The sequence below is a fragment of the Polaromonas sp. CF318 genome (genome assembly GCF_000282655.1).
GTDB lineage: Bacteria > Pseudomonadota > Gammaproteobacteria > Burkholderiales > Burkholderiaceae_C > Polaromonas.
On sequence record NZ_AKIV01000061.1, the window covers coordinates 22,719 to 48,030 of the forward strand.

25 protein-coding genes are annotated in these 25,312 nt (G+C 64.8%); 16 read left to right on the plus strand and 9 right to left on the minus strand.

Annotated elements, in window-relative coordinates; all coding sequences use genetic code 11:
• Positions 1-88: 88 nt before the first annotated feature.
• The 6 genes from PMI15_RS11120 to PMI15_RS11145 form a co-directional block, all read right to left on the minus strand.
• On the minus strand, positions 89-907 hold the full coding sequence (locus PMI15_RS11120) for a carbon-nitrogen hydrolase family protein (RefSeq protein ID WP_007868349.1): 819 nt from the start codon (positions 905-907) through the stop codon (positions 89-91).
• 163 nt (positions 908-1,070) lie between these two features.
• The gene (locus tag PMI15_RS11125; protein ID WP_007868351.1) at positions 1,071-1,502 is read right to left on the minus strand and encodes a hypothetical protein; all 432 of its coding nucleotides are present in this window, start codon (positions 1,500-1,502) and stop codon (positions 1,071-1,073) included.
• Between the two features lie 228 nt (positions 1,503-1,730).
• Entirely contained in the window at positions 1,731-2,375 is a 645-nt protein-coding gene (locus PMI15_RS11130) for a glycine zipper 2TM domain-containing protein (protein ID WP_007868354.1), read from the minus strand.
• Positions 2,376-2,555: 180 nt separating this feature from the next.
• Positions 2,556-3,110 carry a cupin domain-containing protein gene (locus PMI15_RS11135; RefSeq protein WP_051001955.1) on the minus strand — a complete coding sequence of 185 codons (555 nt, stop codon included), beginning with the start codon at positions 3,108-3,110 and terminating at the stop codon, positions 2,556-2,558.
• Between the two features lie 62 nt (positions 3,111-3,172).
• Complete coding sequence (locus PMI15_RS11140) at positions 3,173-4,216, minus strand: methionine synthase (protein WP_007868360.1); 1,044 nt, start codon at positions 4,214-4,216, stop codon at positions 3,173-3,175.
• 48 nt (positions 4,217-4,264) lie between these two features.
• Positions 4,265-5,263, minus strand: a complete 999-nt coding sequence (locus tag PMI15_RS11145; protein ID WP_007868363.1) for an LLM class flavin-dependent oxidoreductase — start codon at positions 5,261-5,263, stop codon at positions 4,265-4,267.
• A 117-nt stretch (positions 5,264-5,380) separates the two neighbouring features.
• On the opposite strand from PMI15_RS11145, the gene PMI15_RS11150 reads away from it, so the two are divergent.
• Entirely contained in the window at positions 5,381-5,938 is a 558-nt protein-coding gene (locus PMI15_RS11150; RefSeq protein ID WP_007868366.1) for a YaeQ family protein, read from the plus strand.
• A gap of 3 nt (positions 5,939-5,941) precedes the next feature.
• Here PMI15_RS11150 and PMI15_RS11155 read toward each other — a convergent pair whose 3' ends face one another.
• The 3 genes from PMI15_RS11155 to PMI15_RS11165 are packed head-to-tail and all read right to left on the minus strand — an operon-like array spanning position 5,942 to position 9,774.
• Positions 5,942-6,847 carry an ion transporter gene (locus tag PMI15_RS11155; protein ID WP_007868370.1) on the minus strand — a complete coding sequence of 302 codons (906 nt, stop codon included), beginning with the start codon at positions 6,845-6,847 and terminating at the stop codon, positions 5,942-5,944.
• A gap of 14 nt (positions 6,848-6,861) precedes the next feature.
• Positions 6,862-7,974 (minus strand): mandelate racemase/muconate lactonizing enzyme family protein, encoded by a 1,113-nt coding sequence (locus PMI15_RS11160; protein WP_007868374.1) that lies wholly within the window; start codon positions 7,972-7,974, stop codon positions 6,862-6,864.
• A gap of 39 nt (positions 7,975-8,013) precedes the next feature.
• Entirely contained in the window at positions 8,014-9,774 is a 1,761-nt protein-coding gene (locus tag PMI15_RS11165; protein WP_007868377.1) for a long-chain fatty acid--CoA ligase, read from the minus strand.
• Positions 9,775-9,954: 180 nt separating this feature from the next.
• On the opposite strand from PMI15_RS11165, the gene PMI15_RS11170 reads away from it, so the two are divergent.
• The 15 genes from PMI15_RS11170 to PMI15_RS11240 all read left to right on the plus strand — a co-directional run bounded on the left by PMI15_RS11170 (position 9,955) and on the right by PMI15_RS11240 (position 25,270).
• Positions 9,955-10,935 (plus strand): tripartite tricarboxylate transporter substrate binding protein, encoded by a 981-nt coding sequence (locus PMI15_RS11170; RefSeq protein ID WP_007868380.1) that lies wholly within the window; start codon positions 9,955-9,957, stop codon positions 10,933-10,935.
• A 366-nt stretch (positions 10,936-11,301) separates the two neighbouring features.
• The gene (locus PMI15_RS11175; RefSeq protein ID WP_007868381.1) at positions 11,302-12,093 is read left to right on the plus strand and encodes a transporter substrate-binding domain-containing protein; all 792 of its coding nucleotides are present in this window, start codon (positions 11,302-11,304) and stop codon (positions 12,091-12,093) included.
• A gap of 99 nt (positions 12,094-12,192) precedes the next feature.
• Positions 12,193-12,972 (plus strand): GntR family transcriptional regulator, encoded by a 780-nt coding sequence (locus PMI15_RS11180; protein WP_007868384.1) that lies wholly within the window; start codon positions 12,193-12,195, stop codon positions 12,970-12,972.
• The gene (locus tag PMI15_RS11185) at positions 12,969-13,760 is read left to right on the plus strand and encodes a transporter substrate-binding domain-containing protein (protein WP_007868385.1); all 792 of its coding nucleotides are present in this window, start codon (positions 12,969-12,971) and stop codon (positions 13,758-13,760) included. The genes PMI15_RS11180 and PMI15_RS11185 overlap by 4 nt, the downstream gene beginning before the upstream one ends.
• A 136-nt stretch (positions 13,761-13,896) precedes the next feature.
• A complete protein-coding gene (locus PMI15_RS11190; protein WP_007868387.1) occupies positions 13,897-14,559 on the plus strand; it encodes an amino acid ABC transporter permease in 663 nt (220 codons plus the stop codon).
• Between the two features lie 127 nt (positions 14,560-14,686).
• Positions 14,687-15,367, plus strand: a complete 681-nt coding sequence (locus PMI15_RS11195; RefSeq protein ID WP_007868390.1) for an amino acid ABC transporter permease — start codon at positions 14,687-14,689, stop codon at positions 15,365-15,367.
• Positions 15,357-16,127 (plus strand): amino acid ABC transporter ATP-binding protein, encoded by a 771-nt coding sequence (locus PMI15_RS11200; protein ID WP_007868392.1) that lies wholly within the window; start codon positions 15,357-15,359, stop codon positions 16,125-16,127. Before PMI15_RS11195 ends, PMI15_RS11200 begins: the two co-directional genes overlap by 11 nt.
• A gap of 247 nt (positions 16,128-16,374) precedes the next feature.
• A complete protein-coding gene (locus PMI15_RS11205; RefSeq protein WP_007868394.1) occupies positions 16,375-17,541 on the plus strand; it encodes an MFS transporter in 1,167 nt (388 codons plus the stop codon).
• Positions 17,542-17,556: 15 nt separating this feature from the next.
• On the plus strand, positions 17,557-17,847 hold the full coding sequence (locus PMI15_RS11210; protein ID WP_007868396.1) for a hypothetical protein: 291 nt from the start codon (positions 17,557-17,559) through the stop codon (positions 17,845-17,847).
• Between the two features lie 119 nt (positions 17,848-17,966).
• A complete protein-coding gene (locus PMI15_RS11215; protein WP_007868397.1) occupies positions 17,967-19,367 on the plus strand; it encodes a TAXI family TRAP transporter solute-binding subunit in 1,401 nt (466 codons plus the stop codon).
• 190 nt (positions 19,368-19,557) lie between these two features.
• The gene (locus PMI15_RS11220; RefSeq protein WP_007868399.1) at positions 19,558-20,538 is read left to right on the plus strand and encodes an ABC transporter permease; all 981 of its coding nucleotides are present in this window, start codon (positions 19,558-19,560) and stop codon (positions 20,536-20,538) included.
• 78 nt (positions 20,539-20,616) lie between these two features.
• Positions 20,617-22,200: an ABC transporter substrate-binding protein gene (locus PMI15_RS11225; RefSeq protein ID WP_007868401.1), complete on the plus strand. Its 1,584-nt coding sequence runs from the start codon at positions 20,617-20,619 to the stop codon at positions 22,198-22,200.
• Between the two features lie 146 nt (positions 22,201-22,346).
• Entirely contained in the window at positions 22,347-23,264 is a 918-nt protein-coding gene (locus PMI15_RS11230; protein ID WP_007868403.1) for an ABC transporter permease, read from the plus strand.
• Between the two features lie 15 nt (positions 23,265-23,279).
• Complete coding sequence (locus PMI15_RS11235; RefSeq protein ID WP_007868406.1) at positions 23,280-24,257, plus strand: ABC transporter ATP-binding protein; 978 nt, start codon at positions 23,280-23,282, stop codon at positions 24,255-24,257.
• The gene (locus PMI15_RS11240; RefSeq protein WP_007868409.1) at positions 24,254-25,270 is read left to right on the plus strand and encodes an ABC transporter ATP-binding protein; all 1,017 of its coding nucleotides are present in this window, start codon (positions 24,254-24,256) and stop codon (positions 25,268-25,270) included. The genes PMI15_RS11235 and PMI15_RS11240 overlap by 4 nt, the downstream gene beginning before the upstream one ends.
• Positions 25,271-25,312 lie beyond the last annotated feature (42 nt).

Below are 25,312 nucleotides of genomic sequence, written 5' to 3' on the forward strand. Positions count from 1 at the left end.
CAATGCTACGCCCTGCCAGGAGGGCTTGCGGGCCCGGGGTCTATTCTCGCCGCTCGCGTGTGCTGCGGCTGAGAAGAGTTTTTTCAAGTCAAGCTGCAGAGCTGAAGGGTGAGTAGCTTTCGTCGCCGCGATATCTTCCCGCCAGCAAGCCTGTCGCAAGGGCCGGGTCGATGTCACACATCAAAAAGCCAGCTTGGCCGTAGGGCTGAAAGACGAGCAGTGTTCCGTCCGGCTTTACGACCGCCGAGGTAGTGGGCGACCCGGCACTCGCGCAGTTGACGGCTGCAAAGTAACAACTGTTCTCCGCCGCTCGGCACAGGAATGTCTTTTCATGGAACGAGTTTCGTGGATCCGCGAACTGGCTGGGCTGAAACTCGCCAGCCTCCGCCTCGGCATAGTGCGGATGAAAGACCAGTTGCGCGCCGCGGCGAGCGGCCCAGCGCACGGTCTCCGGATAGCGGAAACCCTCGTGGCAAATCGCGATACCGAAGCGCAGTCCTGCGATCTCGAACACCCTGCGTTCGTTGCCGGGTTCGTATAGCGGGTCCTCATACGGGTCAAGCTGAACCTTGTCTTGGAACCCTGCGACAGCGCCGTCGGGCTGAATGACGAGCACGCACAGGCGTGGCTTCTCAGAGACGTAGCGCTCGGTACCGAGCAACACACCGATGCCGTTCTCAGCGGCTGCCCGGGCGACGCGTTCATGCGCCTGCTGGAGAAAGCTCGCATCAACCGCTTGCCGTTTGCGTGTCGGCCAAGGGTAACCAGGCACGTACGCCTCGGGAAAGCAAACGATATGCGCCCCCGCGCTTGCGGCCTCGCGCACGGCGACCAGCGCGCGCTCCACAGAGTCTTGGGGGTCAGCTGGAATCTCGATGTTGGCGAGGGCAATGCGAATGCTGCTCATCGGTCGACAAGAGGTAACTGGAAGGGGTGGAATCAGGCGATTTATGCAAGTGTAGCCCGCCCGTGGGGCGCCAGCCGGCGTATCAGTTCATCTCGCCCCTCTGGTCCGTCCATGGGGGTCATTCCCATCACCGGGTCGGATTTCAGCAGTTCAAATCCACCTGTCAGTTGCGGCCCCTGCCGTGCTTCTCGCCGCGGCCCTGGTCATCGCCATCACCATGCCCGCCCTTGTGTTTGTGCTTCTTGTGCTTGCCGCGTTCATAGTCCTCATCGCCCCGCACTTTCACAAAATACACAGGCTGGCCGCAGGCGTTGTACTTGGCGCAATGCTTGGACCACTTCTTCGCATGGCCGGGCGGCACATGCAGGTACAGCGGTGGCTGCTGCACCACCACCGCCGGGTGCTGGATGATGACAGGCTGCGCATAAATCACGGGCGGCGGCGCGTTGCCGATTTCAATACGGCCGTAAACGCCGGGCGACAGCGCGCCCTCGACCGTGGCGCTCGCGTAGGGGCCGGTGGCCATGGCCGCGCCGCCGGACAAGGCCGCAGCCAGGGCAAAGCCGGCCATCAGGGGCGGTTTGAGTGTTTTCATGAGGGGGTTCTTGTGATGGACAGGTGTGAACGACGCCACGCTCAGTCCAGCATGAGCCGCGTGACTGGCTTTGCCAGACCGCATGCGGGCGGCCCCGAGGGGCTGGAGCCTGCGGCTCCAAAGCTGATTGAGCAGCTTTGGAGAGGCGACAGAGCCGAAGCGGCTCGCGAGCCGCGGCCTGCAAGGCCTCGGGAGCTACACGCAGTCAGCGAACGTGGGGGCCGTGTTTTAGGCAAGACGAAGGTTCTTGCCCTCAACAATCACCTTGGCGCCCACAGCCACAGCGCTGGACAGTTCCATATTGCGCACAGAGCCGTCATCCATGCGCACGCGCACTTCATACACGGTGACTTTCTTCATGTTCTTTTCGATCTGGTTGCCGGCAAAAGCACCGCCGGCCACACCCAGCACGGTCATGGCCGTCTTGCCGTTGCCACCACCCATCTGGTTGCCCAGCAGGCCGCCGACCACGCCGCCGGCAACGGTGCCCAGGCCTATGGTGGTGTTGCCGACGTCAACGCCGTTGACCTTGCCCTGGCGCTGCACCGGCGTCACGGCTTCCACCGTACCGCAGGCCGCGCAGACATTGGCCCGCGGCGAAGCCTGGGCCACCACGGTCGGGGTGGTGTGCGGTTTGGCGGCTTGTGGTTTGGCGCTGTCAGCCGCGAGCTTGGCGGTCTTGGCGGGTTCATTGGCGGGGGCATAGGCCGATACGCCCGGCTGCGCGTCGGAGCGGTTGACGACCAGCGCGGCGGCCAGCGCCATCACGGTCACACCGAGCACGGCGACGATGGCGACCAGGGCCTTGCTGTGCTGCAGGCGCTGGGCAAAGCCCGGTTGGGAAGCGGGAACAACTTGGTTTTGGGTATCCATGGTGGAACTCCTTTGTAGGGGAGTCCCAGTTGTATCCAAGCTCCTGGATACATCCTGTAGGACGAAGTGACATTCGTAAGGAAAGCTTTCCGCATCCTGCTGAAAGTGTGCGTTTATGCGCACATTGGCCGGCCTTTATTCCTCCCTCACAAAGCCTTGACCGGTGCTTTACACGCCTGTTCAGACGCCTCCGCGGGGGTGGGTCGGGTCCACCCAGAGCACGGTGTCGGGTTTTTCGACCGGCTCGATCTCCAGGTTGACGGCCACCGCCTCGCCGTCGCTGCGGCACAGCACGCACTCCAGCACCTCGGTCGGGCTGGCGTTGATTTCCTGGTGCGGCACATAGGGCGGCACGTAAATAAAGTCGCCCGGGCCCGCCTCGGCGGTGAATTCCAGGCGCTCGCCCCAGCGCATGCGGGCCTTGCCGCGTATCACGTAGATCACGCTTTCAAGGTGGCCGTGATGGTGGGCGCCGGTTTTGGCGTCGGCATGGATGGTGACGGTGCCGGCCCACAGCTTTTGCGCGCCCACGCGGGCGAAGTTGATGGCGGCGCGCCTGTCCATGCCCGGCGTCTGCGCGGTGTTGCCGTCGAGCTGGTTGCCCGCGATCACGCGCACGCCGTCATGTTTCCACGGCGGGTCGGCCTGGCCCTGGGCATGGGGATGCGTGTGCCCGGGACCATGGGAATGGTCATGGTCGTGCGGATGGTGCGGCAGTGTGGGGTCTTGGCTCATGCCGCCAGCGTACACCACCAACGCCTCGCGCGTCCATCACGCTTGCGGCCTGAAGCAGCCGCTTATTTGTAGCGCTCGCGCGCCAATGCCGCGCCCTGAGCCAGGGCCTGCAGTTTCTTCAGTGCCACCTCCCGGTCCATGGGCGCCAGGCCGCAATTGGTGCAGGGCAGCAGGCGGTTCTTGGGCACATACTGCAGCGCCTTGCCTATGGTGTCGGCCACCTGCTCGGGCGTTTCAATCTCGTCGCTGGCCACGTCGATCACGCCGACCATCACGTCCTTGCCTTCGAGCAGGGCCATCAGGTGCGGCGGTACATGCGAGTGGTAGCACTCCAGGCTCACCTGCTGGATGCTGCTTTTGGCCAGCGCCGGGAACACGGTTTCATACTGCCGCCACTCCTCGCCCAGCGAGGCCTTCCAGTCGGTGTTGGCCTTGATGCCGTAGCCGTAGCAAATGTGCACGGCGGTCGTGCAAGTCAGGCCCCGGGCCGCGACTTCCAGCGCCTTCACGCCCCAGTCGGCGGCGTCCTTCATATAGACATTGAAGGCCGGCTCGTCGAACTGGATGATGTCCACGCCGTCGGCCTGCAGGGCCAGCGCTTCCTGGTTCAGCAGTTCGGCAAAAGCCATGGCCATCTTGACCTTGTCGCCGTAAAACCGGTCGGCCACGGTGTCGACAATCGTCATGGACCCGGGCAGGGTGAACTTGATTTTTTTGCCGGTGTGGGCGCGCAGCAGCCGGGCCTCGGCCGCATGCACCCGGCCCTTGAGCCTGAGCGCCGACACCACCTGCGGCACCATGGCGTCGTAACGGTTGTCGCGTATGCCCATCTTGACCTTGTGCTCGAAGTCGATGCCCTCGACCTGCTCCAGAAAGCCGTGCACAAAATGCTGGCGCGACTGCTCGCCGTCGCCGATCACGTCCAGGCCCGCGTCTTCCTGCGCCTTGATCCACAGCAGCGTGGCGTCGGCCTTGGCCTGCTTGAGCTCCTCGCCCTCGGCCTTCCATTGCGGCCAGAGTTTTTTGGTTTCGGAGAGCCAGGCAGGTTTGGGCAGGCTGCCGGCGATGGTGGCGCTGAAAAGCGGGCTTGCGGAGGGTGTCGTCATGGGGGCTTGTTTCCTTGTCTCAATCATTTCTTGTTCACGGCCTGCGTTTTAGAAAAACTCACGGGCCAGCAGTTCGTAGGAGCGGCGGCGGGCGGCCGGGTCATGGGCCCAGGTGATCACCACCAATTCCTCAACCTCCAGTGTATTAGCCAGGGCCCGCAGTTTGGCGGCAACCTGCGGGCCGCTGCCGACAAACGCGTTGGCCCTGAGCTTGTCGGCCTCCATCTGTTCGGCCGGCGTGTAGGGGCGCAGCGCCACCTCTTCGGGTGACGGCAGGGCCGCGAGCGCGCCGCGGTTGCGGTCTATCTTCCAGCGTTCGCGACCCGAAAAATGGTGCCAGGCCTCAGCTTCGGTATCGGCCGCCAGCGCCCAGACGCAGAGCACGGCCTGCGGCGCGGGATGGCGCGGGCTGGGCCGGTAGTTGGCACGGTAGAGATCCAGCGCCTGCCCGGCGCCCTGGCCGTCGGTGATGAAGTAAGCGAACGCATAAGGCAGGCCGTAATGCGCCGCCAGTTGCGCGCCGTAGTCGGAACTGCCCAGCATCCACATCTCGGGTGCGCTCGGGCCCATGGGGTTGGCCGTCACGCCGCGGCCCGGGTGGCCTTCGGGCAGGTCGACGCCGGCCAGCCAGGCCTGCAGCTCGCGCACCTGGATCGGAAAGTTGTCGGCCGACTGGCGCGGGTCGCTGCTGAGCAGCCGCGCCGTGCGCATGTCCGAGCCCGGCGCCCGGCCCACGCCCAGGTCTATGCGGCCCGGCGCAATGGCTTCAAGCACGCGGAACTGCTCGGCCACCTTGAGGGCCGCATAGTGCGGCAGCATGACGCCGGCGCTGCCCACGCGTATGCGGCTGGTGGTCGCGGCGATTGCGGCCATCAGCACCTCGGGCGCGGAGCCGACGATGGTCGGGTGGCTGTGGTGCTCGCTGACCCAGAAGCGGCGGTAGCCCAGCGCCTCGCAATGGCGGGCCAGGGTCAGGGTTTCACGGATGGAGGCGTCTTCCGTGCGGCCGGTGACGGCGACGGACTGGTCGAGGACGGACAATTGCATGGTCGGGCCACTATAGCCAGACCGCTTAAATCCCGCTCGGCCAGGGTTACCGGCCGCCGCTCTGTTCCAATAGAGGGTTAGTTCCCGTCCAGACCCGAGATAAAGAAGCACACCCTTATGGCACTCAAAGCCACCATCTACAAAGCCCAATTGGCCCTGTCCGACATGGACCGCAACATCTACGCCGACCACAGCGTGACGATCGCGCGCCACCCCTCGGAGGCCGACGAGCGCATGATGATCCGCCTGCTGGCCTTCGCACTCAATGTGCCGGCCGACGACAAGAACGGCAACCTCGAATTCGCCAAGGACTTGTGGGACGTGGATGAGGCCGCGCTCTGGCACAAGGACTACACCGAGCAGATCCTGCACTGGATAGACGTGGGCCAGCCCGACGACAAGCGCCTGATGAAAGCCGCGGGCCGGGCCGGGCGCGTCAGCGTCTACAGCTTTGCCAGCAGCACGCCGGTCTGGTGGAAGAACATTGAAACCAAACTCACGCGCGCCGCCAACCTGGTGGTCTGGCAAATCGACGCGGCCGAAAGCCAGGCACTGGCCAAACTCGCCGAACGCAGCATGCAGCTGCAAGTGACGGTGCAGGACGGCACGGTCTGGATGAGCACGGCGCTGGGTTCGGTGGAAATCACGCCGCGGCGGCTGACGGCCGGCGAATAAAAACTAGGCGGTCGGCGAGGCCTCGGCCTTCGCATCCTGGTGCTGGTAAGGCGGCAGCCTGGCGCCGCAGTGAAAGCAGAAATCCGCTTCAGGCAAGTGGCCTTCGGTCAGGCATTCATGGCAGCTGCGTGTGGTCGGCAAGGCCAGGTGCTGCAGGCGCCTCTCGGCCGCCATTTCGGCCGTGACGATGCCGGTGGGCACGGCCAGTATGCCCCAGCCCAGCAGCATCATGAAAGACGAGATCAGCCGGCCCAGGTCGGTCTTGGGTGTGATGTCGCCGAAGCCCACGGTGGTGACGGTGCTGATGGCCCAGTAGACCGAGGTCGGGATGCTGGTGAAGCCGTTGGACGGCCCTTCGACCACATACATCACTGTGCCCATGACCAGCACCATCATCACCACGGCCGACAGGAAGACCAGGATCTTGCGCCCGCTGGCGGCCAGCGCCCGGCCCAGCGACTGGTACTCGGCCACATAGGCCGCGAGCTTGAAGATGCGGAACACGCGCAGCAGCCGCAGCACCCGCACGTCGATAAGGGCGTGCAGCTCGGGAAAGAACAGCGCCAGATAGGTCGGCAGCACCGCGACCAGGTCGATGATGCCAAAAAAGCTGGTCGCGTACTGCAGCGGTTTGCGCACGCAGGCCAGGCGCGCGAGGTACTCGGCGGTGAACAGCAGCGTGAAGATCCATTCGACCACCGAGAACAGCTTCCCGTGCGCGGCATGCACGGACTGCACGCTGTCGGCCATCACCACCGCGACGCTGACCAGGATCAGGGCGATCAGCGCCTTGTCGAACAGCCGGCCCGCGCGCGTGTCAGCCTCGAAGATGATGGTGTAAAGCCGCAGCCGCCAGCCGGACAGCGGCTTGTCATCAAAGTCTTGCGGCGGCGGGGTGGGCTTGGCCATGGCTGGGGCGGTGCTCAGGCCGTGGCCTGGCGGAACTTCGCCCAGGCCGATTCTGTCGGCGTGGTGCTGGCGCCCGGCTGCTGCGGCAGGCTGAAGTGGCCGTCCACCACCTGGGCCGGCTCGAGGAAGCAGTCCTTGATCCAGGGGATGTATTCCAGCACCGCGCAGGCCGGGTGCGCGTGGTTCAGGTGCACATGGACCTGGCTCATATCGCCCGCATGCGGCGCCACCGGCAAGCGGAAGGAGTGCGCGGTGTCGCACACCCTCAGCACTTCAGTGATGCCGCCCATGCGTGTCACGTCGGGTTGCACCCAATGAATCGCTTCCTGGTGAAAGAACTCGGCAAACGCGTCGTGCGTGTAGAGCTGCTCCCCCAGCGCGACGGGAATGCGGGTGCCGCGCGCGAGTTGCGCGTGGCCCTTCACGTCGTCGTACCAGAGCGGCTCTTCAATCCAGTACAGGTCAAACGCTTCGGCGGCGCGGCAAAAGCGCTGGCAGGTGGGCAGATCCCATTTGCCGTTGCCGTCGGTCGCCAGGGTGATGGACGGGCCTATGGCGCGGCGCACGGCTTCCAGACGCTTCAGGTCACGGTCCACGCTGGAGCCAATCTTGACCTTGATGCCGGTAAAGCCCTCGTCCACCGCGCGCTTTGCGCCGGCCACCAGTTGCTCGTCGGGGATGCTGAGCCAGCCGATGTCGGTGTTATAGGCGCGTACCTTGTCGCGCACCTGGCCGCCCAGCAGCTTCCACAGGGGCACGCCCGCCGCTTTGGCCTTCAGATCCCACAGCGCGATGTCGATGGCCGCCTGCGACAGCGTGGTGATGCCGGCGCGCCCCACCCACTGCAGGGCCGGGTTACGCGCGAGCTTGAGCCACAGGCGGTTGGTGTCCAGCGCGTCCTCACCGACCAGCAGCGGCGCATGGCAAGTTTCTATGCAGCGCGTGATCAGCTGGTCGCTGGGCAGGTGTGCGTGGGTACCGGTAAACCCATAGCCGCTCAGCCCCGTGTCGGTGTCTATCTGCGCGCCGACCACGCCCCAGTGCGAGATGGTGTGTGTGCTGTCGGCGATCTGGGAACCCGTCACGGGCACGTGCAGGATGAAGGGCTTGACCGAGGTGATTTTCAAACAGGCTCTCCAGAAAACAGGGCGCGGCGCCCGGGAGGTTCAAGGCCCGCGCTGCTCGGCTTCCTGCAACGCGCGCCACATGACCTTGCCCGAGCCGCTCTTGGGCAGCGCATCGACAAACTGCACCACGCGCGGGTATTTGTAAGCCGCCATGTTATCCCGGCACCAGCTGATGATGTCTTCCTCGCTGGTATTGCCCTTGGCGGCGGGTCGCAGCACCACCACGGCCTTGACGGTTTCGCCGCGGTAGGCGTCGCGGGTCGAGATGATGCAGGCCTCCTGGATGGCCGGGTGCTTGAACATCAAGGCCTCCACCTCCGCTGGCCAGACCTTGAAGCCCGAGGCGTTGATCATGCGCTTGAGCCGGTCGGTGATGAAGAAGTAGCCCTGCTCGTCCATGCGGCCCAGGTCGCCGGAGCGAAAAAAGCGCTTGCCGTCGAGTTCGATAAAAGCCTGCTCCGTCGCGTCGGGGCGTTTCCAGTAGCCCTGGAACACCTGCGGCCCGCTCATGATGATTTCGCCCTGCTCGCCCTGAGGCATTTCCTTGAGCGTGATCGGGTCTATCACCCTAGCGTCGCAGCTCATGAAGGGCACGCCCAGGCATTGCTGCTTGGTGGCGTCATAGGGATTGCTGTGCGAGGGCGCGGCGGTTTCCGTAAGGCCGTAGCCTTCGGCAAAGCGCAGGCCGTACAGCTCCCACAGGCGCTGCGCCACGGCCTGCGGCATGGCCGCGCCGCCGCCGCCGATGTAGACGAGACTGCTGAGATCGAACCCGGCGAAATTGGGGCTGGCCAGCAGGTCTATCACCATGGTGGGGATGTTGGTCCAGTGCGTCACGCGCCAGCGCGAGATCAACCGCCCGGCCAGCTCGCGGTCCCAGCGCGGCATGATGACCAGCGTCGCGCTGCCGTAAATGGACGCGTGCATCACCGACACCATGCCGGTGATATGGAACATGGGCACCACGGACAGCGTCACGTTTTCAAAAGTGCTGCCGCCCCACAAACAGCTGGCCACCGCGTTGTGCATGATGCTGGCATGGGTGTGCATGCAGCCCTTGGGCAGGCCGGTGGTGCCGCTGGTGTAGGGCAGCACGGCCAGGTCCTGCGGCGTGGCGGTGTGCGGCGGCAATTCTCCGGCCTCCAGCGTTTTGCCCGAGGTCGCGTCGGCCCAGTCCATCACGCTGCCGCCTTCCAGCACCGGCAGCGCATGGCGCGTGCCCAGCCATTCGCGCCAGGCCGGCGGCATGGCCGCATCCCCCTCGCCTTCCCCCGCGATATCGAAGGCGTCGCTGTAATGCGTGACCACCATGTGCGACAGCCGCTCGCCGGGCGCCAGCTGCGCACTGGCCCTGGCGAGTTCGGCCGCCAGGTCGGCCGCCGTGATGGCGACTTTCACGTCGGGATCGGTGATGTAGTGCTTGAGCTCCTCGGCCCGGTTCATGGGGTTCACCGGCACCACCACCGCATTGGCGCGCAGGATGGCAAAGTGCGCAACCACCCACTGCGGGCAGTTCTGCATGTCGAGCAGCACGCGGTCGCCGCTGCGCACGCCCAGGCTGTGCAGCGTGGCGGCCAGGCGCTCAGCCTGGCGCATGACTTCGGCGTAGCTGAGCACGCGCTTGAAGAACACCAGCGCGGGCTTGTCGGGAAAACGCAGCGCGCTGACCGCGAGGTTGTGCCACAAGGAGGTGGCCGGCGGCGTGATGCTGTGCGGCAGGCGCTTGGGCCAGACCTGGTGGTGCAAGGTGTGCGAGGTCGTGGCGGGAACGGCCTGGCCGGTATCGGATTCAAGGGACAAGAAGGGCTCCAGGCGAGTGCTGACTTGGGGGCTTCAGCCTACCCCGAGTCCGCGGCGCCCACATCCGGGAAGCCCCCGATAAAACACTGTCACTTGAGCGACCGGTGCTCACTATGATCAAACGGCACCGCGTGCTCCAGGCGTCGCTTACACGCGGAAACACCCCCAACAGGAGACTCTATGAATCGCATCCTCGCCTTGCCCCGCAAAGCGCTCACGCTGCTGGCCGTCGCCGCACTCGCCTGCTCCTCGGCCGTGGCGGCATTTCCCGACAAGCCCATACGCGTCGTCATAGGCTTTCCGGCCGGCGGCCCGCTGGACCAGCATGCACGCCTGCTGACCGAGCGCCTGCAGGCGGTGCTGGGCCAACCCATCGTGATCGACTACAAGTCGGGCGCCGGCGGCACCGTGGGCGCGCAGGATGTCATGAAGGCCGCGCCCGACGGCTACACCCTGATGCTGGCCAACACCGGCGTGATGGTGATCAACCCCGCGCTGTACAGCAAGCTGCCTTACAGCACGCTCAAAGACTTCACGCCCATCGCGCGCACCGCCATGCAGCCGCTGGCCCTGCTGGTCAACCCCAAGCTGCCGGTGAACAACCTCCAGGAGTTCATCGCCTATACCAAGGCCAGGCCCGGCCAGGTCAACTACGGCTCGGCCGGCAATGGCGGCATCAGCCACCTCGTGCCCGAGATGTTCAAGAACGCCACCGGGCTTTTTATGGTTCACATTCCCTACCGCGGCAGCGCGCCGGCCTTCACTGACCTGATGGCCGGCCAGGTGCAGTTCATGGGCGAGTCCATTCCACAGGCCGCCAACTACCACAAGCAGGGCAAGGTGCGCGCCCTGGCCGTGACCAGCAAGGAGCGCAACCCGGCCCTGCCGGATATCCCGACGGTCATCGAATCGGGCATCAAGGGCTTTGAGGTCGTGGGTTTTTACGGCTTTCTTGCACCGGCCGGCCTCCCTAAGGACGTGACCGCCAAACTGAGCGACGCCTTCAAGCAGGTGATGAGCAACCCGGACATCCGCAACCGCATGGTGACCCAGGGCGCCGACCCGGCCTTTATGGGCAGCGAGGAGTTCACGCAATTCCTGGCCGCCGAGATGCCGCGCTGGGCCCGGGCCGTCAAGGCCTCCGGCGCCAAGATGGACTAAGGGCTCGCCGGGGCAATCCCCTTTCTGGTGCGGCCAGCCACTCGAAAAGCCGCAAGCCGGTGCACAGACACGCCAGACAGGTGCACATATCTTGCATACCAAATAGTGACAAATTCAACAGAATCACCGCAAAAAGGGGTAAATGCCGGGCGCAAAAAATAAGAAGAAGGTATAGGCTGACAAGGTCAACGGTTGAGCCAGATATGTCCATCAGGAATCGTGCAGGCCCGCCAGCCCTTCTTTTTGCGCCGGAAATTGGACTCCCTTTTTTGGGCCGAAGATTGGCACAAGACTTGCACGCAAGATTCAGGATTCAGGTCGCATCGGCGCAAATCGGTATGACTTTTTCAACCCACGGAGCGTGCCATGACCTCAAGTAAATTCCTGCTTTCGCTGACCCTGACGGTTCTTTCACTCCTGTCGAGCTTTGGCGTCCATGCGCAAAACGCCCTGGACACCATCCTCAAGAACAAAAAAATCACCATCGCGGTTCCGCCCGACTTTCCGCCTTATGGCTCCATGGGGGCGGACTTCAAGATCCAGGGCCTGGACGTCGACATGGCCAACTACATTGGCGCCAAACTGGGCGTGGCTGTCGATGTGATTCCCGTCAGCAGCGCCAACCGCATTCCTTACTTGCAGACGAAAAAGGCATCGCTGGTGATTGCCACCCTGGGCAGAAACCCGGACCGCGAAAAGCAGATCGATTTCGCCGGTGCGTATTCGCCTTTCTTCCAGGCCGTCTTTGGCCCAAGAACACTCAACATCAAGAGCTTCACGGACCTGGCGGGAAAAACCATTGGGGTGACGCGCGGCTCGGTCGAGGACGAGGAACTCAACAAGCTGGCGCCCGCGGGCACCGATATCCGCCGCTTTGACGACAACTTCAAGACGGTGAACGCCTTCACCGCCGGCCAGGTGCAGCTCATCGCCACGGGCGCTTCCGTTGCCGGCAACATCATGAGCAAGAGCCCGCAGTTGCGCACCGAGTACAAGCTGCTGCTCAAGGAGAGCCCCAACTTTATCGGCGTGCCCAAAGGGGAAGACACGCTCCGCCTGACCGTCAACGGCATTCTTGCCGAGGCCAAAAAGAACGGCGACCTGGACAAGATTTCGCTCAAATGGCTGGGGCGCCCCGCAGGCGATTTGCCGCAATAAATTCATGCGACCGGGAGGGGACCACCCTCCCGAGAAAATCCCGATTAGACACACCAATCTTGTATACCAATATTGCGCTAGCTCATCTACATTTTCACCATGGCCACTGCCCCCGACATCAGCAACCGCATCATCGAAGCCGTGATGGCGCAAAAGCTCGCCCCCGGCTCGCGCCTGGGCGAGCAGCAGCTGGCCCTGCTGTTTGACTGCAGCCGCACCATCGTCCGCGAGGCCCTGACCCGGCTGGCGGTGCGCGGCATCGTCACTGTCAGCAGCCGGCGCGGCTGGTACGTGATCGAGCCTTCCCAGGAAGAAGCGCGCGAGGCCTTCGAGGCGCGCCGCGTGATCGAGATGGGCTTGATCCGCTGCACCACCGACGTGAGCAAGGCCGCCATCAAGCAGCTCAAGGGCCACCTGACCCGCGAAAAAGCCGCCATCAAGGGCGACGACGTGGGCCTGCGCAGCTTTTTGCTCGGCGACTTCCATGTCTGCCTGGCCGAATGCCTGGGCAACAGCCTGCTGGCCGACACCTTGCGCGACTTCACCGCGCGCACCACGCTGATCGCCATGCTGTACCAGTCCTCGCACGACGCGGCGCAGTCCTGCGAAGAGCATGTGCTCATCGTGCAGGCCCTCGAAAAAGGCGACCTGGCGAAAGCCGAAAAGCTCATGCAGGCGCATATCGGCAGCGTGCAGGCCGCGCTCAAGCTGCAGGCCGGCGCCGGCGATCCGCTGGCGCAGCTGCGCAGCGCGCTGAGCCCGCTGGATGCGCAAGGCAACAAACCGGCATCTTCCTCGCCTTCCCGTGTTCGCAAAACCGGCCGTGCATCGGCCAAACCCTCTGACGATTCCTCAACCTACCTTGGAGCCCTGCTATGAAGTCCAGCAAACGCGTTTTTTCCTTCGCCCTCGCCGCAGCCGCGGTGCTGGCCGCCACCGGCGCCCATGCGCAAACCGCGCTGGACGACATCATGAAAGCCAAGGAAATCAAGATCGCCATCCCGACCGACTTCCCGCCCTACGGCATGGTCGGCACTGACTTGAAGCCCCAGGGCCTGGATGTCGAGATGGCCGGCTACATCGCGCAAAAACTCGGCGTCAAGGTGGAACTGGTTCCCGTGACCAGCGCCAACCGCATCGCCTACCTGCAAACCAAAAAGGCCGACCTGGTGATTTCCACGCTGGGCAAAACCGCGGAGCGCGAAAAAGTCATCGACTTCACCGCCGCCTACACCCCCTTCTTCCAGGCCGTGTTCGGCCCCAAGAGCATGAGCGTGAAGTCTTTTGCCGACCTCAACGGCAAAACCATCAGCGTCACGCGCGCCGCCCTGGAGGACCAGGAACTGAGCAAGGTCGCGCCCGCCGGTGCGGACATCAAGCGCTTTGAAGACAACAACACCACCGTGTCGGCCTACACCGCCGGCCAGGTGCAGCTGATCGCCACGGGGGCCTCGGTGGCCGGCAACATGATCGCCAAGAACCCGCAACTCAACACCGAGTACAAGCTGCTGCTGAAAGACTCCCCCAACTTCATCGGCGTGGCCAAGGGTGAAGACAAACTGCGCCTCAAAGTCAATGAAGTGATTGCCGAAGCCAAGAAAAACGGCGACCTCGACAAACTGGCCCTCAAGTGGCTGGGTCGTCCTGCCGGCGATCTTCCACAATAAGTTGCACACCCCCGTTGCGGTTCGCTTCGCGTAACCGCCTCCCCCCTTGCAGGGGGCGCCGCTTGCGGCCCGGCGAAGCCGGTTCCGCTGCGGCTGCTGGCCTGCAGGCAGCCCCTCTCAACAGGAAGTGAATCAGATGCGTGTCGAGCTTGATTTCATGGCGGTGCTGTCGCAGTGGCCGCTGCTGGCCACCGGCGTCGTCTGGACGCTGGGCCTGACGGCGATCTCGTCGGTGGCCGGCGTCTTTGTGGGCATGGGCTTTGCCTGGGCGCGCGCCAGCGGCCCCACCTGGCTGCGCTGGGTGGTGGGCACTTACGTCGAGCTGATACGCAACACGCCTTTTATCGTGCAGCTGTTCTTCATCTTTTTCGGCCTGCCGGCCCTGGGCTTCAAGCTCTCGCCCGAGGTCGCCTCGGTGCTGGCCATGGTGATCAACCTGGCGGCCTATGCCACCGAGATCATTCGCGCCGGCGTTGAAGCCACGCCGCGCGGCCAGATCGAGGCGGCCGAAAGCCTGGCGCTCAACCGCGTGCAGATCTATACCCGCGTGGTGCTGCCGCCTGCGCTCAAGAAAGTCTGGCCCGCCATGGTGAGCCAGATCATCATCGTGATGCTGGGCTCGGCCGTCTGCGGCCAGATCTCGACACAGGAACTGTCTTACGCCGCTAACCTGATCCAGGGCCGCAACTTCCGGGCCTTTGAGGCCTTCATCGTCGCCACGTTGATTTACCTGGCGCTGTCAGTGGCGGTACGCAAGCTCCTCAATTGGGCCGGGCCGAAATTTCTCTTCGGCCGCTAGAAATGAAGCCCCCACGTTCGCTCACTGCGTGTAGCTCTCTGCCCCCCGAGGGGGCGCTGCGCCTGCGGCCCGGCAGAGCCGGTTCCGCGGCCCCTGCTGGTATGAACACTGTTCAAAAGGAATCGCCATGATTGAGTTTTCAATCTGGGACATCTTCCGCAACCTGCTGCTCGCGGCGCGCTGGACCGTCGTGCTCTCGCTGGTCGCCTTCATAGGCGGCGGGCTGGTCGGTGCGCTGCTGCTGGTGGGCCGGCTGTCGGCCGCGCGCTCCGCGCCGGGCGCGCAAAAAGCCGCGCGCATCGTGCGCCGCGTGCTGGACGGCTATGTGCTGCTGTTCCAGGGTACGCCGCTGCTGATGCAGCTCTTTCTGGCCTATTTCGGTTTAGCGCTCTTCGGCATCAATGTGCCGGCCTGGGTGGCGGCCGGGGTGGCGCTCACGCTGTACACCAGCGCCTACCTGGCCGAAATCTGGCGCGGCTGCGTCGACGCGATTCCCAGGGGCCAGTGGGAGGCCGCGCAAAGCCTGGCGCTCAATTTCGGCGAACAGCTGCGCTACATCGTGCTGCCGCAGGCCGTGCGCATCGCCGTGCCGCCCACCGTAGGTTTCCTGGTGCAGGTCATCAAGGGCACGGCACTGGCCTCGGTGATCGGTTTTATCGAGCTGACCAAGGCCGGCACCATGATCACCAACGCCACCTTCAAACCCTTTGTGGTCTACAGCTGCGTGGCGCTGATGTATTTCGCGCTGTGTTTCCCCGTGTCCCTGTATGCCCGCAAGCTTGAGAGGAAAGCCCGCAATGGACGTTAACGTCACCCCATCCCCCGCAACGGCCGACAGGACTCTGGTCGAGATCAACCAGCTGCGCAAGAGCTTCGGCGCCAACGAGGTGCTCAAAGGCATAGACCTCGAGGTCAAGGCCGGCGAAGTGATCGCCATCATCGGCAAGAGCGGTTCGGGCAAAAGCACGCTGCTGCGCTGCATCAACGGGCTGGAAGTGTTCCAGAGCGGCACGCTGCGCGTGGACGGCAAACACCTGCTGCACGACAACCCGCAGGTCATGCGCGAGCTGCGCCAGCGCGTGGGCATGATTTTCCAGAGCTTCAACCTGTTCCCTCACCTGACCGTCGGCAAGAACATCATGCTGGCGCCCACGCTGGTCAAGAAGACGGCCGGCGCGCCCGCGGCCGAGCATGCGCGCGCGCTGCTGCAGCGCGTGGGCCTGGCCGAGAAATTCGACGCCTGGCCCGACCAGCTCTCGGGCGGGCAGCAGCAGCGCGTGGCGATCGCGCGGGCGCTGGCCATGCAGCCTTCTGTGCTGCTATGCGATGAAATCACCTCGGCGTTGGATCCGGAACTGGTGGGCGAGGTGCTGCAGGTGGTGGAAAGCCTGGCCGCCGAAGGCATGACGCTGCTGATGGTGACGCACGAGATGAACTTCGCCCGCAAGGTCTGCGACCGCGTGGTCTTTATGCACCAGGGCCGCGTGCACGAGATCGGGCCACCCGAAGAGGTGTTCTCGAATCCGCAAACCGCCGAGCTCAAGCAGTTCCTCGGCATGATCCAGTAGGCGCGCGCGGCAAACGCGCCCCGTCCGGCTTCGGGATTGCGCAAAGCGCACCAAAGCCGCGCGTCCCATGGGCCGTGGCCGGTCCAGGCCCGGCTTTTTCGGCACCGGCTTGACCCCGGCCCTGCAGGGTCGCGCGGCTTCCCGCACAATGGCGGGGTTAAACCTGCCCCTCTCTTGATGGGACAGCTACCGCCGCCCACCGCCCCTGGGCGGCTTGTGCCGTCCCCGCTTACCCGCCGCCGCCTTCATGAACACCATGCCTCCCATTCTGTATTTCTTCGCGCTGTGCAATCTGGTCATAGGCAGCGGCGCCTTTGTGCTGGGCGGCATCCTGCAGCCCATGAGCGCCTCGCTTGGCATCAGCGTGGCGGCGGCCGGCCAGGCCATGACGGCCTATGCGGTGGCCACCGCCGTACTGGCGCCGCTGCTCATCATCCTCACGGCCCGCTGGCCGCGCAAACGCGCCGTGCAGCTGGCGCTGGCACTGTTCACCGCGGGTTGCCTGGTGTGCGCCCTCGCGCCCAACCTGCCCCTGCTGCTGCTGGGCCGCGTGCTGATGGGCGCGGGCGCGATGTTCACCGCGGCGGCCTCGGCGCTGGCCGTCAGCATGGTGGTGCCCGCGCTGCGCGGCCGGGCGCTGTCCATCACCTTCCTGGGCATGAGCATCAGCTATGCCGTGGGCCTGCCCATAGGCGCCTGGCTGGGTTTTGAATTCGGCTGGCGCGTGCCGGTGTGGCTCTCGGCGGCCGCCAGCGGCGCGGCATTGGCCGCGGCCAGTTGGCTGATTCCCGCCAACATGGCCAGTGCCGGCACCAGCTTCGCGGGCTTTCAGGCGGCTGCGCGCCAGGGCGCGGTGCTGCGCGTATGGGGCCGCACCTTGCTGTATTTCATCGCCATTTTCAGCGTTTTTGCCTACGTCGGGCCGGTGCTGCACGCGCTCAACCCCATGAATTCGGCGCAGCTCTCGGCCACGCTGGCCGTCTTCGGCCTGGCCGGTGTGGGCGGCACGCTGATGGGCGGCTGGGCCACCGACCGCTTCGGCGCATTGCGCACCATGCGCGTGCAGCTCGCCGTGCTGGTCGCGATGATGTGCCTGCTGCCGCTCACGCGCGGCAGTGTGCCGGCCACCATGGCCGTGCTGGTGCTGTGGGGCATCGCCGGCTTCGGCCTGATGGCGCCGCAGCAAAGCCGGCTGGCCAGCCTCTCGCCGGCACAGGCGCCCTTGCTGCTGAGCCTCAACGGCTCCATGCTGTATGTGGGTACGGCGCTGGGCGCGGTGATCAGCGGCGCGCTGCTGGACCATGTGGGCTTTGCGCAGCTGGGCTGGGTGGGTGTGCCTTTCGGCCTGCTGGCCATGCTCACCCTGGTGTTTGACCGCATGCCCGCGCGTGTGCCGGCGTCGGCCGCCGCATAACCCTGACATCGCACCATGACAGCACAGGGCCAGCTCGACAGCGTGCAAACCGCCTTGCGGCAGTTGCGCAGCGGTGCGCTCGGCATGGCGGCTTTTTCGCAGGTCGCGATGGAGCAGCACAGCCTGGCGGCAGCCTTGCCTGAGCGTTTTGGCGAAGTGCTGTCGCAGTTGCTGAACCGGCTCGAGTCCAGCGCGCTGTTCACCGAGGAAAGCTGCTCGTTCAGCCAGCAGGATTTGCTGGACAGCCTGCAGCTGTGGCTGGACAAGGCACGGCTGCAGTTGCAAAAAACCGAGGCCAAAAACTGAACTCGCGGTAACTTATCCGGATCCTGCCTGGCATTCACCCCTGCGCCATTTGCTGTGTGACGGCGATCGACAAAAAAGCACCGTAGCGGAACGCCCCCGGCGCATGCTAAGGTTGGTGCATGCCCAAAGCCATACGCTACACCCTGCTGTCGCTGCGCGACCTGGCCGCCTCGGCTGGGCCTTTCATCGTGCTGGCCTTTGCCTTGCTGGCGCTGGCCTACTGGTGGCTGGACCCGAACCCGCCCAAGCGCGTGACGCTGGCCACCGGGCCGGCGCAAAGCGCGTACGAGGAGTTCGGCAAACGCTACGCCAAGGCGCTGGCGGCCGAGGGCATAGAGGTGGTGCTCCGGCCCTCCGAAGGCTCGGCCGCCAATCTGCAGCTGCTGCGTGAAGGCAAGGTCGACGTGGGGTTTGTCCAGGGCGGCACCAGCGACTACACCGAGCAGGACGAAGAGGACCTGGCCTCGCTCGGCAGCCTGTTTGTGGAGCCGCTCTGGCTGTTTTACCGCGAGGACGCCGCGCGCAAGGTGGCCGCGGCGGCGCGAACTGGCAAAACCAAGGCCAGCCAGGCTGCTGGCAAGGCCGATCCGGCCGAAGACGCCAGCCTGAGTTCGCTCACGCAGTTGCAGGGCCTGCGCGTCAACACCGGCACGCCCGGCAGCGGCGTTCCCAGCCTGATGGCCAAGCTGCTGGAAAGCAACCACATTGACCCGGCCTCGCTGAAGATATCCCGGCTGGAGCAGACGCCCGCCACCGTGGCCTTCCTGGGCGGTGAGCTGGACGCCATCGTGTTCGCCTCCGCGCCCGAGTCGCTGATGGTGCAGATGCTGCTGCAGACACCCGGCGTGAAGCTGATGAACTTCGCGCAAAGCGAGGCCTACTCCAGGCGCTTTGCCTTCCTGACACCGACCCGCCTGCCGCGCGGTGTGGTGGACCTGGCCGCCAACATCCCGCCCGACGACGTGCGGCTGGTGGCCTCCACCACCTCGCTGATCACGCGCACCACCACCCACCCTGCCCTGCAGCAGCTGCTGGCGCAGGCCGGCAACGAGATCCACGGCGGGGCCGGCTGGTTCAAGAGCGCCCGCGAATACCCGAATCGCGACAACAGCGAGCTGCCCATCGCCAAGGAAGCCGAACGCGCCATCAAGAACGGCACGCCGGTGCTGCAGCGCTACCTGCGGTTCTGGGTGGCCAACCTGGTGGAGCGCATGTGGCTGGTGATGGGCATCATCATCGCCATCATGCTGCCGCTGTCGCGCATCATCCCGCCGCTGTACGCCTTTCGCGTGCGTTCACGCATCTTCCGCTGGTACGGCCGGCTGCGCGACATCGAGAACCGTGTGGAAAACAGCGGCGACAGCGACCGCAACAGCAGCAAAAACAAGGCCCTGCTGGAAGAACTCAACGACCTGGAACGCCGGGCCGAAAAAATCACGGTGCCGCTGTCCTATACCGACGAGCTGTACGCGCTGCGCGGCAATATTCACCTGGTGCGCAGGAAGCTGCAGCGGCTTTAGCGGGCCGGCCCGCCGTTTTGAGGCAGGCGGGCGGCACCTAAAAAGGGCGTGCCGGGCCCTGTTTGGGGCGGCAACAGGGCCGCGCAAAGCGTTTCCAGGCGCCGCGTTGTTTCTTTAACCCTAAAGTAAACCCCTGTGTCGGCATATCATTTGCTCTGCTAGTATCGCCCGATACTTTTTTCTTTGGCCGATGCTTGCTTTTATTCTGCGCCGCCTGATCCAGGCCGTGATCGTGATGGTCGTGGTCGCCCTGATCGCCTTCATGCTGTTCCAGTATGTCGGCGACCCGGTGGTGTTCCTGCTGGGGCAGGACGCCTCACCCGCACAGATCACGCAGCTGCGCGCCGATCTGGGCCTGGACAAGCCCTTCATCGTGCAGTTCTGGCACTTCCTCATGAACGCCGCGCAGGGTGAGTTCGGCCTGAGCCTGCGCCAGGGCGCCAAGGTCTCACGCCTGATCGCCGAGCGCTTTCCGGCCACGCTGGAACTGGCCCTGGTGGCGGCTTTCATGGCGCTGCTGATCGGTATCCCCATGGGCGTGTATTCGGCGCTGCGCCGCGGCAGCTTCCTGAGCCAGGTGTTCATGACGATCTCGCTGTTGGGCGTGTCGCTGCCCACCTTCCTGATCGGCATCCTGCTGATCCTGGTGTTTTCCGTGGGCCTGGGCTGGTTCCCCAGTTTCGGCCGCGGCGAGACGGTGCAGCTCGGCTGGTGGAGCACCGGCCTCTTCAGGGCCGACGGCTGGCACCACATCGTGCTGCCGGCCGTCACGCTGGCGGTGTTCCAGCTCACGCTGATCATGCGGCTGGTGCGCGCGGAAATGCTGGAAGTGCTGCGCACCGATTACATCAAGTTCGCGCGCGCCCGCGGCCTGCCCGACCGCGCCATCCACTTCGGCCACGCGCTCAAGAACACGCTGGTGCCGGTGATGACCATCACCGGGCTGCAGCTGGGCGGGCTGATCGCCTTCGCCATCATCACCGAGACCGTGTTCCAGTGGCCCGGCATGGGCCTGCTGTTCATCCAGGCCGTGACCTTCGCCGACATCCCGGTGATGGCGGCCTACCTGTGCCTGATCGCGCTGATTTTTGTCCTCATCAACCTTGTGGTCGACCTGCTGTACTTCGCAGTGGACCCCAGGCTGCGCATAGGCAACCCCGCCGGCCAATGACGCCACGGGCCGCACCCTTTTCCCCGACTCCCTCCGTTTTTCCCCGCAAGCCCTCATCCCTTCCACAAGGAGTTCCTGATGAAATTCAAGTCCCACCTGCTCTCGGCCAGTGTCCTGTGCGCCTTCGCGGCCACCGGTTTTGTCGCATCCGCGCAGACCCTGAGGGTCGCCAACCAGGGCGACTCGCTGTCCATGGACCCGCACTCGCTCAACGAATCGCTGCAGCTCAGCGTGACCGGCAATGCCTATGAGGGCCTGGTCATCCGCAACAAGGACCTGAGCCTGGCGCCCGGGCTGGCCACCTCGTGGAAACAGACCTCGCCGACCGTGTGGCGTTTCGAGCTGCGCAAGGGCGTGCAGTTCCATGACGGCACGCCGTTCACGGCCGACGACGTGGTCTTCAGCTTCCAGCGCACGCAGGCCGAGGGCTCGGACATGAAGAGCTACACCAACGATTTCAAGGAAGTGCGCAAGATCAACGACCACGTGGTCGAGATCGAAACCAAGACGCCCTTCCCCATCCTGCCAGACGTCATCTCGTTGGTCTACATGATGAGCAAGAAGTGGTGCGAAACCAACCAGGCGACCCGGCCGGTGGACCGCCGCAAGGGCATAGAGAACGCGGCCTCCTTCCGCGCCAACGGCACCGGCCCCTACCGCGTGCGCGAGCGCCAGCCCAATGTGCGCACCACCTTTGTCCGAAACGGCAACTACTGGGGCAAGATCGAAGGCAACGTCCAGGAAGTGATCTACACCCCCATCGGCAATGACGCGACCCGGGTCGCCGCCCTGCTGTCGGGTGAGGTCGACGTGATGGAACCCGTGCCGGTGCAGGACATAGACCGCGTCAACGGCAACGCCGGCACCAAGGTGCTGGTCGGTGCCGAGCTGCGCACCATCTTCCTCGGCATGGACCAGAAACGCGACGAGTTGCTGTACTCGAACATCAAGGGCAAGAACCCCTTCAAGGACAAGCGCGTGCGTCAGGCCTTCTACCAGGCCATCGATATTGAGGGCATCAAGAAAACCGTCATGCGCGGTGCCTCCAGTCCGACGGCGCTGCTGATTGGCCCCGGCATCAACGGTTTCCAGCAAGAGCAGAACAAGCGCCTGCCTTACGACCCGGAAGCCGCGAAAAAGCTGATGGTGGAAGCCGGCTACCCGAACGGCTTTGAAGTGTCCATGAACTGCCCGAACGACCGCTACGTGAACGACAGCCGCATCTGCCAGGCCGTGGCCGCCAACCTGTCGCGCATCAACGTCAAAATCAACCTGCAGGCCGAAACCAAGGGCACCTACTTCCCCAAGGTGCTGCGCCGCGACACCAGTTTCTACATGCTGGGCTGGACGCCGGCCACCTATGACGCCCACAATGCGCTCAATGCGCTGGTCGCCTGCGTGGACGACAAGGGCGCCGGCCAGTTCAACCTGGGCGCGTATTGCAACCCCAAGGTCGACGAGCTGACCAAAAAGATCCAGTCAGAAACCGACAAGACCAAGCGCAACGCGCTGATCAAGGAGGCCTTCGACATCCACGGCGCCGACATCGGCCACCTGCCGCTGCACCAGCAGTCGCTGGCCTGGGGCACGAGCAAGAAGGTCGAACTGGTCCAGCTGGCCGACAACTTCATGTTCTTCAAGTGGATGACTATAAAAAAATAACACCCCTGTTGCCGTCTCGCTTCGCGTAGCGGCCTCTCCCCTCAAGGGGACAACAGCTGCGGCCCGGCAAAGCCGGTTCCGCGCTGTTGGCTGGCACGGGTCTCGCTTCACTGACTTTTGATAACACGGACTGCACACTTCTCCCGATGAAAACAACGATTGCGCGCTGGCTTGACAGTGATGTGGGCCACAGCTTTCGCACCTCGCCGGTGGCGATGGTGGCGGCCGCCATTGCCCTGGTCTGCATTTTTTGCTCGGTGTTCGCCGGTTGGGTGGCCCCGCACGACCCCTTCAACCTGAGCACGCTGGAGCTCGGCGACGCGCGCCTGCCGCCGGCCTGGTACGCGCAGGGCAGTTCCAAATACCTGCTGGGCACCGACGACCAGGGGCGCGACATCCTGTCGGCGCTAATGTATGGAGCGCGCATCTCGCTGATCGTGGGTGTGGCCTCGGTCATCCTGTCCATGCTGGCCGGTGTGTCGCTGGGCCTGATTGCGGGGTTCAGGGGCGGCTGGATCGACTCGGCCCTGATGCGGGTTTGCGACGTGATGTCCTCGTTTCCGCCCATCCTGGTCGCGCTGTTGATCGCGGGCGTGGGCCGCGCGGTGTTTCCCAATGCCAGCCAGTTGCTGGCCATGGGCGTGCTCATCCTGTCGATCTCCATGGGGCAGTCGGGCTGGGTGCAGTACGCGCGCACGGTGCGCGGCTCCACCATGGTGGAGCGCGGCAAGGAATATGTGCAGGCCGCACGCGTCACCGGTGTGGCGCCGCTGCGCATCATGCGTCGACATGTGCTGCCGAATGTGATGGGGCCGGTGCTGGTGCTGGCGACCATCCAGGTGGCCACCGCCATCATCACCGAAGCCACGCTGTCCTTCCTGGGCGTGGGCGCGCCGCCGACCTCCCCCTCGCTGGGCACGCTGATCCGCGTGGGCAACGACTATCTGTTCTCGGGTGAATGGTGGATCACCGTGTTCCCGGGCCTGATGCTGGTGCTGATCGCACTGAGCGTGAACCTGCTGGGCGACTGGCTGCGCGACGCCTTGAATCCACGCCTCAGGTAAGGGACGAGTTAGAAAATGAGTCTTCTGCAAATCAAGAACCTGGTGGTCGAGTTCCCCGGCCGGCGCGGCACGCTGCGCGCGCTGGACGACATTTCCTTTGACATCGCGCCCGGCGAAATACTCGGCGTGGTGGGCGAATCTGGCGCGGGCAAGTCGCTGACCGGCGCCGCCATCATCGGCCTGCTGGAGCCGCCCGGGCGCGTGGCCGGGGGCCAGATCCTGCTTGAAGGCGAGCGCATCGACAAGCTGTCCCATGAGCGCATGCGCCATATCCGCGGGCGCAAGATAGGCGCGATCTTCCAGGATCCGCTGACCTCGCTGAACCCGCTTTACACCATAGGCCGGCAGCTGGTGGAAACCATACAGGCCCATCTGCCGGTGACGGCGCGGGAGGCCCGCCTTCGCGCCATCGAGCTGCTCAACGACACCGGCATACCGGCGGCCGCGCAGCGCATAGACCACTACCCGCACCAGTTCTCGGGCGGCATGCGCCAGCGCGTGGTGATCGCCCTGGCCCTGGCGGCCGAGCCCAAGCTGATCGTGGCCGACGAGCCGACGACCGCGCTCGACGTGTCCATCCAGGCACAGATCATCACCCTGCTCAAAAACATCTGCAAACAGCGCGGCGCCGCCGTCATGCTGATCACCCACGATATGGGCGTGATCGCCGAGACCTGCGACCGCGTGGCCGTGATGTATGCGGGGTGCATCGCCGAAATAGGCCCGGTGCACCAGGTGATCAACCACCCCTCGCATCCCTATACCGCGGGCCTGATGGCCGCGATTCCCGACATCACGGTGGAGCGCGAGCGCCTCTACCAGATCGACGGCGCCATGCCGCGCCTGAACGCCATCCCCCGGGGCTGCGCTTTCAACCCGCGCTGCCCCAAGGCTTTTGACCGCTGCCGCCAGGACAGGCCCGACCTGATGCCGGCCGGCGCCACGCGCGCAGCCTGCTGGCTGCACGATGCGCATGCGGGGGTGGCGGCATGAGCGGTACGGTAAAAAGCGTGGAGGCTCCACTGGTCCAGGCCCATGACCTGGCCAAGACCTTTGACGTGTCGCCCCCTTGGCTCAACCGCGTGCTGGAACGCAAGCCCCGGCTGCTGCTCAAAGCCGTCGACGGCGTGAGTTTCGAGATTGAAAAAGGCAAGACGCTGGCGCTGGTCGGCGAATCGGGTTGCGGCAAGAGCACCGTGGCGCGCCTGCTGGTGGGCCTGTATGAGCCTACGCGCGGCGGCCTGAATTTCGACGGCCAGGATGCGCACGCGGTGTTCAAAACACCGGCCGGCCGGCAACTGCGCAGCCGCATCCAGATGATCTTCCAGGATCCCTACGCCAGCCTGAACCCGCGCTGGACGATTGAAGACATCATCGCCGAGCCGCTGCGTGAGCACGGCATCCTGGAGGGCGGCGCCGCGCTCAAAGAGCGCGTGGGCGAACTCCTCAAATCGGTGGGCCTGTCGCCGCTGGACATGCCCAAGTATCCGCACCAGTTCTCGGGCGGGCAGCGCCAGCGCATCTCCATCGCGCGCGCCCTGGCCACCGAGCCCGAATTCCTGGTCTGCGACGAGCCCACCTCGGCGCTGGACGTGAGCGTGCAGGCGCAGGTGCTCAACATCATGAAGGACCTGCAACGCACGCGGGGCCTGACCTACCTCTTCATCTCGCACAACCTGGCGGTGGTGCGCCATGTCAGCGACCAGGTCGGCGTGATGTACCTGGGGCGCCTGGTGGAACTGGCCGACAAGCACAGCCTGTTCGACAGGCCGCGCCATCCCTACACGCGCATGCTGCTGGACGCCATCCCCAAGATGCATGACACCGGCCGCGCCCGCACGCCGGTCTCTGGCGAGGTGCCCAATCCGCTGAACCCGCCGGACGGCTGCACCTTCCATCCGCGCTGCCCGCATGCCAACGCGCGCTGCCAGAGCGAAAGGCCGCGGTTCCTGCAGCTTGAAGGCGTGCGCGTGGCCTGCCATGCGGTTGAAGAGGGCAGGATTTAGGGAACAAATACCGGGAACCCGGCACTGTCGTGCAAAGCGCAA